Origin of the sequence: Paenisporosarcina indica (assembly GCF_001939075.1) — a bacterium.
In the GTDB taxonomy this organism is placed as follows: Bacteria; Bacillota; Bacilli; order Bacillales_A; family Planococcaceae; genus Paenisporosarcina; species Paenisporosarcina indica.
Genome location: NZ_MPTA01000002.1, coordinates 438761 through 451712, shown reverse-complemented (window position 1 = coordinate 451712; position 12952 = coordinate 438761). Strand labels below are relative to the sequence as shown.

6 protein-coding genes are annotated in these 12952 nt (G+C 39.4%); 2 read left to right on the top strand and 4 right to left on the bottom strand.

Annotated elements, in window-relative coordinates; all coding sequences use genetic code 11:
• Positions 1–89 precede the first annotated feature (89 nt).
• Entirely contained in the window at positions 90–1280 is a 1191-nt protein-coding gene (locus tag GY23_RS07645) for a S1C family serine protease (RefSeq protein ID WP_245827605.1), read from the top strand.
• Positions 1281–1349: 69 nt separating this feature from the next.
• Complete coding sequence (locus GY23_RS07640; protein WP_075618628.1) at positions 1350–2603, top strand: S1C family serine protease; 1254 nt, start codon at positions 1350–1352, stop codon at positions 2601–2603.
• Positions 2604–2732: 129 nt separating this feature from the next.
• Here GY23_RS07640 and GY23_RS07635 read toward each other — a convergent pair whose 3' ends face one another.
• The 4 genes from GY23_RS07635 to GY23_RS07620 form a co-directional block, all read right to left on the bottom strand.
• Positions 2733–3701 (bottom strand): DUF2268 domain-containing putative Zn-dependent protease, encoded by a 969-nt coding sequence (locus GY23_RS07635; RefSeq protein WP_075618627.1) that lies wholly within the window; start codon positions 3699–3701, stop codon positions 2733–2735.
• Between the two features lie 626 nt (positions 3702–4327).
• Positions 4328–4618: a hypothetical protein gene (locus GY23_RS07630; protein WP_075618626.1), complete on the bottom strand. Its 291-nt coding sequence runs from the start codon at positions 4616–4618 to the stop codon at positions 4328–4330.
• A 77-nt stretch (positions 4619–4695) separates the two neighbouring features.
• On the bottom strand, positions 4696–6726 hold the full coding sequence (locus tag GY23_RS07625; RefSeq protein ID WP_075618625.1) for a purple acid phosphatase family protein: 2031 nt from the start codon (positions 6724–6726) through the stop codon (positions 4696–4698).
• Positions 6727–7319: 593 nt separating this feature from the next.
• Positions 7320–12839 carry an S-layer homology domain-containing protein gene (locus GY23_RS07620; protein ID WP_075618624.1) on the bottom strand — a complete coding sequence of 1840 codons (5520 nt, stop codon included), beginning with the start codon at positions 12837–12839 and terminating at the stop codon, positions 7320–7322.
• Positions 12840–12952: the final 113 nt, after the last annotated feature.

Sequence of the window (12952 nt, the reverse complement as noted above, 5' to 3'; positions counted from 1 at the left end):
CAGTGAGGGGTTAGGGAATGTTTTGTGTTCGTTGTGGAAATGAGAATGATAGAGAGAATGATTTTTGTGTAGCTTGTGAGGAGCATTTGGTGAGGTCCCAGTCGAAAGCCAAGAAAAAGAAACGGTTTGTTTTGGCGGGGATGACCGTGCTTTTACTGACCATAGGGGGAGCGGGATACGGTTATCTCCAAAGTTTGGATGCTTCTGAGAAAGTGGCCATGTTACCGACTGCCTTGGTCAATAGTGTAGTGGCACATGCAGATGACAAAACTGACATCATTAAGAAAGCGCAAACAAGTGTCTATACTATTTTTACGGAAGATGGCATGGGTTCGGGGTTTTTATATGAAGAGAAAGGAACAGTAGTTACCAATGCACATGTAGTGGCGGGCTTTACAGATGTGACGGTCCGCGATAACAAGGGCGTAGAAAATCCTGGACATGTAATCGGCATATCCGATTTTTTTGATGTGGCATTAATACAGGTAGATGCTTATGAAGGTCAAACTCCCTTACCAATAGGGAAGGATGTCATGGAACTCGGTTCTGAAATCATCGCCATGGGCAGTCCACAAGGGTTGGAAAATTCAGCATCGATTGGTTATTTGACGGGTCTCGATCGTACGTTCGAAGATGCGGATTATAACAATGGGAAAGTATACCAAATAGATGCTCAGATCTATCCAGGTAGTAGTGGAGGCCCTTTATTGGACGCGAAAAATGGGGAAGTGATCGGAATCAATTCAGGCTCGCTGTTTGAAGATGAAACAATTAGTTATGCCATCCCAATAACGGCAATGGAAGTGATGCTGAAAAAGTGGTCCGATTCTCCGATGACTGAAGAAGAAGTAGCTAAAATTGTGCCGCATGAGTACGATGAGTATGATTTTGAAACTGGGGAAGACGAGGAAGAACGTATTTTCGAAGTTCCGAGCTTAACTAACTTTGTGCATAATTTCCGTAGTAGTTATGCGATGGCAATTGAGGAAGATGATTATTACTATATTGAAGACATGTTTGATTATGAAAATGAAGCTTATGAGAAAATAGCAGAAACAATCCGTCTGCTCGTGGAAAGTGACACGGTATTTGAAATGACGTTGAATGAAGTAACAAATGTCGTAATCAAGGATGACCATGCCATTGTCAGTACCTATGAAGTTTACGATAGCATCGATGCCAAAGGGGAGCGGACAACCTTCAAGAAAGAAAAGGACTATACGATTATTTTTGATGATTACGGCTACTATGCGGTTTCGGAAATTTCGGACTACTATTAATTGGACGATTGCATAAAAAAGGACTTAGTTAGTGATAGACAACAAGATTTGACTGTGAGGGGTATACGGATGTTTTGTGGGAGATGTGGATGGAAAAATAAGCAACATGCATCATACTGTTTGGACTGCGGATTGAAGTTGCATGAGACGCAAGACAAATCGGATAAGAAATTAAGATACTTGATCATCAGCTGTTCAGTGGTGTTGTTATCCATCATGGGTGTAGCTTATAGCAGCTTCTCTTCTTCTTTCACATTACCAAAAGAAGGCTTTGTAAGTGCATCCGGCAATACGGACATGTCTACGAATGATAAAACTGATTTGATTAAAGAAACACTACCTAGAGTTTATACCGTTTCTATAGATGACAGGATGGGATCAGCTTTTTTATTCGATGATAAAGGGTCGGTTGTAACCAGTGCCCACTTGGTGGCGGGTTTTACGGATGTTTGGTTAACTGACTACACCGGCCGTATTACTACAGGTCGTGTAATTGGCATTTCCGAGGAATATAATGTGGCATTACTGGAAGTAGTTGAGTATGCAGGCAAAACTCCTTTGAAATTGGATAGAGAACTTTCGAGAATTGGCACTAAAGTTATTGCATTTGGGAGTCCATTGGGTTGGAATAATACTGCGTCGATAGGGTATCTGACAGGAATTGACCGAGATTTTGACGCTGGGTATCACTATGAAGACATTTATCAATTCGACGCGCAAACATCTCCTGGTAGCAGCGGCGGTCCATTACTGGATGCCGATACAGGAAAAGTCATTGGCATCAATACAGCTTTTCTGACGGAAGATAACTCAATCGGGTTTTCCATACCGTCGAAAAATATGTATGCCCAGCTTGAACAATGGGCTTCTTCTCCCATGCCGAGAGAAGAAGTGGCTAAAGTCAAACCATATGAAGATATTCTTGATGACAGCTTTGAATTTGATTACGGGGGGAACTATACTTTTGATGAAGTCACCTTAAAGGATTTTGCAGAGGACTATTTGGAACTCTATGAGATGGCAGTTGAATTTGGGGATTTCTTCTACATTGAAAATTTATTGAAACCCGTTAGCAAAGCAAATGAGGAATTGATGGCCCATATCAGCGAATTTAAAGGAAAAGAAATGAGATTTGATTTTATTTCGGGTAAAGCTCTAAATGTTTTGATCGAGAATAATCAGGCAATTGTAAGCGTTTCGGAAGAGTTTAAGCTTGTAGAAACTAATGGGGAAACCACCAGTATTAATAGAGAAAGAGACTATACAATCGAGATGGATCGATACGGCAATTATTTAATAACAGATTTTTCCTTGTACGATTGATAGCAGCTAATGAGTGCTTTACTTCAAATAGGGGGTAAGCACTTTTTTTATGAACTCACGTGGGTGGGTACTGGTCAGGTTAGTTCAATCGAAAATGCTCAGAGTATTTCACTGAGCATTAAAACGTTTTTACTGTAATAAATTATTGTACTCACTGTCTTGAAGGAGGTCTTTTGTGAGAAGACTTGTCCATTTTGAAATGGGCATTTCCGGATTATGCTCAATATAACTTTGAGTAATTTGATAGCCTATTTTGTAATTCGTCCATAATGGGATTCCTTTTGAAGATTTTCCTTTAAAGAAATCATTGTATATTTTAATGGAAGTAGAATCTGCATATTCACTCAACTCTTCCAAAACCAATTCTTCTGTTTCGTCTGGTAATGATTCAGTCCAAGGGGCACTTATTTCAGGGTAGACAATACCAGCAAACGAATCGGCTTTCCCTTCCGTAATAATTGAATCCAAAACCGTATGATACGCCATATCACGATTGATCTGTATATTTATAGTATGGTGATACTCATGAGCAACCGTATATTTTAACAACTTTTCACTAAAAGAAGTGTCTAATTGGATAAAAATTGCGTTATCGTTATAAACAACTCCAAACACACCCTCCATTTTTTCAATTACAAAGTTATCTTCAGGTCTAAGAGGCATAACATAAATGTTTTTGTCTCCACCAGGTAGAAGTTCTGAGGACTTTATAAGTGCTTCTTTTATTAACTCATTAATTTGGTCTTGGTTTTGAAGGAGCTTAATTGTGTTATCTTCTAACTGGTCAATTTCTGTTGATGAATTAAAAGGGTAATCCAAAGTTAAATAGTCCATAGCGGATTTTTCCTTGATAGGATCTAACACTTTTTCCACATATGCCCCTGGGTTACTTTCGGAAGGATTCTCTTTCACATAGCCTGTATAATCAAGTATTTCTTCGTAAAATGGAATTATTTTAAAATCCTGTCCGTTATGTGAAAAGCTCACTTCATTTTGAGAAGGAATATGATTTTTTTCCGACTTGGCTTCTTCATTTTTACTCGAACAACTTGCCAGTAGAAATATTGATAAGACAGCCATGCTAAGTAATCGCTTCATTTTGTTACTCCTCTCACATTCATAAACTTTAATAGCAGAATTTACTAATGGATGCAGTCATATAAATACGTTATGAATGATGAAAAGTTTCAATTTTTTGGAACAAATGCCTCTTTTAAAACAAAAATAGTCAACATGCGAAAATCAATTTTTAAAAGTATATATAAGAACCTAATGTTGTCCTTGATCACCAATCTGAACGGTAAAATTGTGAGATATCAGCCAATCAGTCCTATCCGCCATCAAATAGACATTTGATGCCGTGCATGTTGATTATGAATAATCTCCTATAAATAAATACCAAAAAGGAATGCCCTCTTGTAAATGTAAGTGCGAACAACAATTTACAAGAGGGCATTCCCAATGAAACAGCATACCATGTTATTTCCAACGAAGAATTACAGCCCCTAATTTAGTTAGTTGGCTATGTAGATATAGCACAAAATTGACAGTTAAAACACTCATCCAGTGACCTGTTACGTCCTTTACAAAGAAGTTTCGGTCACTGTAACCTAAACTACAATGTGATTAATACCTTTCTTAATTAATGACAATCTTAAAGAGAAGAGGTTGTCCAAAAGCATGTACGGCATACTTTTTAGACAACCTCTGTCATGTCGCTAACTTTATTCTACTGTAATATTCACAGCAACTGGGAAAGTTGTATTGTCTGTTTCTGAATTTCCATTACCATTGTTGATAAAGATTGTGTAGTTGCCAGCTTCAAGCGTTTTAGTCGCTTTTACAGTAATCTCGTTACCAGTTTTTGCAATACTCACGTTGATATGTTTAATTTCCTTCCCATTTTTCATCACATATACTTTAGATGCTTTCAGTTTTTTTGTATTTTGTGCATTGGCAAATGTAATTTTCACTTCTTTATTTTTAGCAAAGTTTTCAATGTCACTTACTATCACATCTTCAGTAGTTGTTGTGGCTGTATATAGATTAATTTTGTCTGCGTAACTATTTAATGCAGATGTTTCATCCTTTGTTAGTGCTGTTGTGAATGTGTAAAGTTTTGCAAATTCATTCTTGAAATTAAGTGTTTTACCTTTATTGATTTTCGATACGATGTTATCGATTTTAGATTGTTTTTTTCTTTTACTTCTGCCGTTTCAGCTTCGATTCTTTCAATGACTGTCGGTTCTTTTACAATTGTGTACGTATCTACGACTGAATTGTCACTTACATTATAAGTTGTGAAAGTCATGGAATCTCCATCCACTTCCGTATTCATATAAGTTGGCTCTTTTAGTTGTGAAGTGACATTGGCATAATTGGCATAAATCGATTCACTTTTTAAATTATAAAATTTTGAACCGGTTGAAGAATTTCCTGTTAGATATAATGTACCTTCCGGGTTCACTGCTGCACCTTTATCGTCATAGGTCACTTTTTCGACTGGTGCATCACCTAGCATTTGGAATGTGCGAACGTAAACGTGATCATGCCCCATTAAAGCAACGTCGATATCTAGCTCATCAAAAATTGGCACTAAGTTTGCACGGAAGTTTAGAATATCTGAATCGGTTGCATGACTTGCAGTACTATAGATGGATTTGTGCAACACAACAATTTTGTTTTTCACATTTGGATTGTCTGCAATCGCTTGTTCCATGGCTAGTTTATGTTCGGCATTGTCTGAACTTTGTGTATTTAATACCATGAATAGTGTGTCACCATATACATAATAATAATCACTACCGGCAACAGAATCGCCTAGGCCTGTTGCATTTGGTACGTTGAAGTGCTCAGAGAAAACAGCACTATTGTCATGGTTACCGATTGTAGTCGAAATCGGATATTTTGTTAGTTCCTCCGGTGCAAACCATTCATCATATTGGCTTTCGTTTGTTGCCGTATTTACTTGATCACCTGCAGAAACAAGGAATGCCGTATCAGGATAACGTTCCATTGTTGTTGATAGTGTACTTTCCCAACTATCTCCATCTGTCTTAGCATTTCCACTAGCACCGATTTGGACATCCCCAAAGAATAGGAAGTTAAACTCTTCCGTATCTTGTGTTTCAAATTCATAGGATTTAGTCCAATTACCGTTTCCATCACCAATTCGATAAGAATAATTAGAGTCTTCAGTTAATCCCGTAATTGTTGCCTTATGACTAGATTCACCGCTTGATGTATCAGCAACAGTTGCTTCAAATGTTGTTTTTGAAACCACTTTTCCTTTTGCATTTTGTTTTGTAAGTTCGACCACACCTGAATGTTCCGTTTTCCCGGTATACCAATTAAGCGTTCTTTGTGTTTCATCAGATCCTGGTGCAAAGGCAATATTAGAAGCGAATGATTTATCATAAGATTTGAATGTTAAATCGAAGTATAAATCGGAACTACTTGGGCGATGATTTTTAACTTCAACAGCTAACGTATTTGTTCCCTCTTTTAATAAAGCAATTTCTTCTTCTGAAAGGGTAATAATAGTTGTCGTCCCTTCTGGTGATTCAGAATTACCGAAATCTTGAGCATATTTATTGTAAGAATTTCCACCTTCATTTAAATTCACACGTTCAATCTCCGTACCATTTAAATAAATGATGGCACTATCATCTACTGCAATTTTAATTTCAGTTGTATTTCTTAATGATTGTAATTTATCAATTGTGAAGGATTTTGCGAAATAAGTTGTTGGATACTTAATACTTGAGTCATCACCATAACTAATCACGGTACCAATTGTACCAAATGCACCCTTTTCTGTAGCTGTGAAGCCGAGTGGTGCATTGTCGCTCTTCCAAGAGGAAATGTCATAATTTGATTGGATCCATGCTGTTCCCAAGTCTCTACCTAAATCGTTGTAGCTCCAGAGGGAATTGGCCGGGATGAAAACTTGTTCCGTTTTCTCTTCAGTTACTGTTTGTTTTGTTTTCATTTTATTTGTATCAGATACAGTAACTTTTTGTGTATTACCCTTTTCCGCATAAGCCGAACTTGTTTCTCCTACTCCAGATACCGCAATTGCTAGCGCTACTGATCCTATTAAATAACGATATTTCTTCGACATGCACAATCCCTCTTTTCAAATAGTGTTTTACTATTTAAGTATAATTATTGATTATTAAAGGGCTGTTAATAAAATGTAAATATACCAAAACTGTATTTTCTAAAAATAGAAAAATTTCGATATTATCTGTATATAAATTGTTTCTATAAGTGGAGGAATGCTGATATATCAATACTTCAGGTCATATTAGACCTTCTAGAAGCAACGCAGATTAATAGTCAATATTGGAAAAGACACAACTTTTGATGGTGTTCTTCTATTACAGTTAAAGGACCATTGGTTTAATAGTAGATTTATAAGTAGTGATTTTACTCTATTGAAGAGGGGGGAAGAACGGACTAATAGATCAGAAGGGGAATAGAGTTCATAAATTCTTTACAATTAATTCGGTAACGTTAATAAATCATACATTCCAGGTCAATTGGAATAATGTGATAATCTACTCAAATTATCTTCCTAGAGTTCAATTGAAACTAAATATGTAAAAAAAGCACCTCCACTTGTCGTTAGTTACTAAATACGACTAGTGGGGTGCTTTTTACTATGTCTGATTCTATTGGGTCACTTCACGGAAGCCTTTTAATCTTTATTTATTATTTTTCAACAGAATTCAGTTTGTCGAGCATGCGGTATAAAACTACCGCCGTTTCCGCTCTTGTCGTTTGCATTTTTGGATCGAACACTCCGTTTGATCGACCATTGATTAAGCCAAGTTTACTTGCGCTGCTAACTGCCTCTTTTGCATAATTACTGATTTTCGAGTCATCTTTGAATTTGTCTTTTTGTGGCAAATTCTTTGTCAGTTCTGGATTTGAATAGTCCACAGCACGCATCATCATGGCCGCCATTTGCTCACGTGTGATATATGAGTCCGGATCGAATGACCCGTCGCCCTTACCGTTTACGATACCCGTGCGATGAGCAGCTTCAATTTGTTGTGCTGCCCACTTTTTCGAAGATGGGACATCTTTGAATGTTCCCTTATATTCTTCCAGAGGCACTTGAAGTGCTCTTACAAGAAGGACGGCGAATTCAGCACGTGTCAATTTTTGTTCCGGTGCAAACAATTCAGCTGTTTTTCCTTCTGTAATAAAGCGAGAGGCTATGGAGTCAATCTCATTTTTTGCCCAGTGCTTGGTTGTGTCTTTGAATGCAACATTTGCAGACATGACCGTAAACATGGATGGGTTTTTGGTTGAAACGGTCCAATAGCCATTTTCAACTTTTCCTCCAGCGTAAGCCCATGTGTTTACTGTGTTGTTGTAAAAGACTGCTGTCGTCACATGTTGATTGACCGGTTGACTTAGCTTCAGTTTCAGTTCAATTGGATATTTGAGTGAATTGATCTTCTGATTGCCTGCCACTAAGGAGATATCCACGATGTCACTGTATCGTTCACCAGCTGGAAGATTTGCCTCTTTTTCAACCTTCACATTTGAAACGATTGAGATGCTGTCTTGATTTCGCTGCTGCAATTGCTTCGCTGCATCCACTGGAACTTTTATTTCATGACCGTTCTTCGTCACGAAACGAAGAGGTCTGTCTGCAACGATTGCGTTGTCGATTACTTGTTTCGGAATGACCCATATCGTGTTTTCAGAAGTTGGCGTTTGGTTCAAGGTCCAAGATTCATCCGATTTGGTCATTTGACCTTCTGTTACGTTTATGACTTGTTCGTCCGTAACCGGTGGAATTGGTGCAGGAGGAGTGATTGGTCCACCATCATTTCCACCGTTGTCAATTTCTTGGTTACCTGTCGTGAACACGGAAACATCCGAGCGCATTTCGCCACCAAATGAATCTTTCACTTGAACATACCAGCCATGTTTCGTCGAACGTTCGAGATGATTCCAATTCACGTCTACAATGGAACCATCCGTGATATTTTCAACTTCATCGATTAGTTCATTTGTGAATACTTCTGCTTTGAACATATCTGTGGCGACGACTTTTTCTTTCGGTGTCAGGTCTGTTTCAATCGTGAATTCATCTTTTCCTGGATAGTCTACCGGATTATAATAGTTATACTGATCCAAATAAGGCGAGTAGGTCTGCATCTGGATTGTATTTTCAACTGGATTCACTTTCATGAGACGCAGGAAGCCTTGTCCTCCTTCAGGACCACCCTGGTAATCAGCGAGCATTTGGTACACTTTCCGATCGGTTGTTCCGTCCAAGTCATCGTCAATTTCGTCAACCAGTGTTTCAGCGTCATGGTAATGGCCGGATAGGGTTGCAATTACATTTTTATTGGTCTTGACGACTTCGTTGAATACTTTTTCACCGATTGGACTTCTATTGCCCGATACCAATAAGTATTCATGGAAGGAAAGAATGGCTTTCTTTTCAGGATATTTGGCGAGGATTGCATTCATCCAAGCTATATCCTCTTCATTGACTCCCCAGCCCATGTACATCATGATGAAATCATTGCCGTTTGAACTAATTAGATCGTAATGGCCACGGTTGTTTTTATAGGATTCACCATAATAATCCTTGTCCACAAATCGTTGTTCCCCAAAGTATTTGCTGTACTCTTCATAATCCCCGGTTTTGTGGCCAACATCATGATTTCCTGCCAATACGCCGTAAGGAATGGCTGCATCGTCTAGCGTACCCATGAAAGTATCCGCACGTTCCCATTGAACAGGTTGATCGGCTTCATCTACCAAATCTCCTGTATGGAAGACGTATTTCAAGTTTAGCTTTTCTTTTTCTTCTGCCATCCACGTCGTCATTCTGTCAAAGATATGTGGGTAACTTTCGGAATAATACTGTGTATCGGACATCCAGATGAATGAGTAGTCAAACTCCGTCGTGGATGCGATTTCATCCTGTACCATCACCTGCACTTTTCCGTCCTGGACAAACTCTTTTCCGATGACAGATCCATGTAAAGTGAAGTTCTGATTGTCTTTTGCGACTTTCCACTCCTGCAGTTCCCATAAAGCATTTACATGATTCCATACATACATGGATACTTTACGGCCAATCAGTGATTTCCCTTCCCAGTTCAGAACAATTTCGTCATCTTCATCAATCTCTTCACCGACTGCGACTTCAAATCGGTGATATGGGAATTTATCAAGAGAAGTGGTTTCAATGTATTCACCGTCCACTTTTGCCATTTTGTCTTTTGCCGTGACAATCGATTCCCCTGCAGGAATCAGCTCTTTTGGCGGTTCCCGGTCTGAGCTGTTTTCATATACCGTGATTTCTTCCGCATCGGCTTCAAACTTGTGTCCTTCATAGAATGAAACATCCAAGTCGTCATTGGTAGGATCCGTCACTTTCACTTGCAATTTCGTATTGTTCGGGTTGACGTTTTCCGCCCCGTCTACTGGTGATATGATTTCCGGTGTGTATGGTTTTTCTTCCATTACGGTAAAGTGTATGTCTTTTTGGACTTCGTTCAAAGCAACATCTTTTGCCGTGAATGATACCGTGTGTTCACCCGGCGTCAATTTTGCGGAAGACGTTTCAAAGGGCAATGTGATTTCTTTCCCATCTAGCAAAGCTGTTAGGCTTTCAACTGAAGAGTATTTGTCCTCAACCTCCGCTTGAATCGTAAATGATCCCTTATATTCTTTTCCTTCTTCAATCGAAGGGGTAATGATTGGTGCACTATTATCGACAATGACTTCAGCTTTTGTATTTTCTGCATCCTGCGCTTCAACCGTATGCGTACCTTCATTCACGCTCGTCGTGTCCCAAGTGAACGCTTTGGCTGTAAATTTCTCGTCTGGCAAATGGAAACTGAAATCGATTACCGGCTTGGCACTTGCGCCGTCTCCGACAGAAAGCTCTTTTTCGATATCGTTGTATGATGGATCATAAAGAGTGGTGCCATCCGCCAAGACAAGTCGTACATTCTTGACATAAAAATCATCGCGATTTTCTTCAGAATCCGTATCGAAAGGAGATACTTTTGTGCCTGCACGAATCGAAATTTTGGTATCTAGTCCTTGTGTGAAGTGATTCGGGTTCACAGGGATGGTCAGGGTCGTGTAGGTGTTGATTGTGTCATCGAAAATGTGAAGCGTTTCATCTCCGATCGTGACCCCGTTTTTAAAGTAAAGATTAACATTTTTTGCATCAAAGGCGAAATACGCCTGTGTTGGTAGTGCCGGTTTTGTTTCGGCTGTGACGTCCTTCTGATCGATCAACAGCTTGGAATCCTTGCCATAGGCTTTCAACAAGACCGTTTTACTTAAATAGGAGCCATCCTCCACGTTCAATCCTGTCATCACTGAGTCATCGGACAAGATTTCGATGTCTTTAACCTTCGACGTGACTTCATTGATGCCGTCGGATGCTTGAACGTAATAACTCAATTTCTCTTTACCGATTAGGTCTGGAGATGGAACCGTATGAGTATAAACCGTTGAATCATAGGTTTTGGTTAAATCGACCATTCGGTATTCTTCGGTTTCATTCGTTCTGTAGAAAAGACGCACCGTTTTAACCATGGCCTCATCCGTTACATCGAATGAAAGATCCAGATTCTCGTACCCCGACGTCGGAATGGCTTCCGTTAAATCGGTAAGTGAAGGTGCCGCGTGATCCTCATTCACCTTGACCTTGGCTTTTGGTATCTGAATTGAAGACAGGCTTCCTGGTGTTGCATTTTCTATGCCATAGCTGTATTTTTTCATGACAACTGATTTTCCATCAGAAGGAAATGTGTATAAGATGCCTTTGTTCGCAACCGTGTCATCCACATCCGGTTGGTCGTAATAGTAAGCGGCTGACATATCAATGCCAGTATTGGTTGCGATGGCTAGACCACGATGACTCGAGTTGGCCATACCACCCGATTGGATTTCGGTGATGTCTACATTTTTCACCAGATTTACCTTGTAAAATTGGTTGAAATCAGCAACCGTCTTTTCTTGATTATCCGCATTTTTGATCCAGTAAACGATGGTCTTGCCGCTAGGTAGGATGATATCCTCTTTATCGGCTTTCCATATCAAGTCTGCTTCCGGGCCTTCCGCTGGGTAGCGGTAACGAATCTTGTAGTCTTTCAAGTTAATGGCTTCTGTAGAGTTGTTATATACTTCTATAAATTCATAGCCATCGAGTGAACCGACATTCGTCGAGTCCGGTACTAGTTCGGTCACAAGAAGAGCAGGAACAGATTGTGGATCATAGACCATACCTTCAATAACCACTTCGTATTCTTCCGTCATGGCTGTATTTTGTCCATCGAATGCTTCTATGCGGTAGGTTACTTTGTTCGTCAGCAATTCAGCTTGGTCAATGTGGACTTCAAATGTATTTTCTTCTATTGAAGCGATCATATCTTTTTCAAGCCAGCTGCCGTCTTCGGTCAATTTATATGCCAATTTCACGTTTTCGAGTTTTGTCTCATCCGTTACAACGGCCTTAATGTTGAAATTTTCACCAGCTACTACTTTTTCAATTGCTTGATGTGCAATGACAGGTGCTACTTTATCCTCATCAATTGGAGTGGCAGGAGCTTGTCCATCGATCAATACACCAGGAGTCGGGGATTCTGAGGATGTTAGGATGTCCATCGTTTTCCCATCTTGCCCAACTTTGTATTGAATGCCTTTATTCACGCCAACATCCGTTTTAACATAAGTAGCTGACGTGAAAATATTGTTGGACGTATCCGCGACCGATAACGTTCGCTCCGCAGTGTTTGCCATTCCGTCCGACTCGATATAAGTAAACTGGCTGTCAGATAGCTGGGTATTAAATTCTGTATTGAAATCGGCAAGTGTCAGATTCGTATTTTCTTTATTTTTAACCCATATGACGAGAGTCTCGCCTGGAGCAATCGCTTTGTCTTCTTTAAATGTCCAATCTACCATTTTTCCATCTGGATATCCGTAGACCAACTTGTAATTCTTCAAATCAATCGTTTGGGTGCTATTGTTATAAAGTTCGATGAACTCATAAGCATCCGTTGACGAATCGGCTACATTGTTGCTGTTCGGCAACAGTTCCGTAATCAGGATAGGAGAGACTGTTGCAGCCTCCACATGTGTTTGTCCGCCCGACAATAATTCGGTGGGTGAACTGATTAATGTCGAAAATGTTAAACTACTCATCAAAGCAATCGGTACCATAAATTTCTTATTCATTACTCATTATTCCTCCCCAGTTAAATTATTCCTTTATCAGTTTACGGGAGAATTGTATAGGTATTATGAAGCGAAAGTAAAAGCTGTGTAAATAGAGTGATTTATAGAATGAT